Source organism: Vibrio marinisediminis, from assembly GCF_014050145.1.
In the GTDB taxonomy this organism is placed as follows: domain Bacteria; phylum Pseudomonadota; class Gammaproteobacteria; order Enterobacterales; family Vibrionaceae; genus Vibrio; species Vibrio marinisediminis.
The window spans coordinates 1-331 of sequence record NZ_JACFYF010000104.1 but is presented as its reverse complement, the minus strand read 5'-3'; the positions used below and the strand labels follow the sequence as shown (position 1 = coordinate 331).

Genomic DNA, 331 nt, shown 5'->3' with positions numbered 1-331 from the left:
GAGCTGCGCGTGTGGCGATTGATCCGCGATAGTCTGCCCAGCATAGGCAACCACCGCCGTCACGCCCTCATCAAGGGCATCATTACTGACGTTGTAAGGCGCTTCTTCGACGTGAGAGATAGTGTTTTCATACTCTCCGCCGGCGACAACAGCGCCAAGCTTAGTCACGATCGCTTCTATGATTGCCTCTGCCGTCATCGCCTGCCCCTGCTTTGCCTCAAATACCGGTTGATCTCTTTTTGCATCTGATCACTGATATATGGATCGACCTGCTCGCCGACATTGCCTTTCACGTTTTGGTATACCTGGGAAATTGACGGCGCATAGCGGA

General features: G+C 53.5%; 2 protein-coding genes. Both read right to left on the bottom strand.

Features of this window, described 5'->3' with window-relative positions; translation table 11 throughout:
• A partial coding sequence (locus tag H2O73_RS20495; RefSeq protein WP_182110743.1) for a hypothetical protein occupies nt 1-198 on the bottom strand: 198 nt, incomplete at its 3' end.
• A complete protein-coding gene (locus H2O73_RS22380; protein WP_368737175.1) occupies nt 195-314 on the bottom strand; it encodes a phage tail protein in 120 nt (39 codons plus the stop codon). The genes H2O73_RS20495 and H2O73_RS22380, both read right to left, overlap by 4 nt.
• Nucleotides 315-331 lie beyond the last annotated feature (17 nt).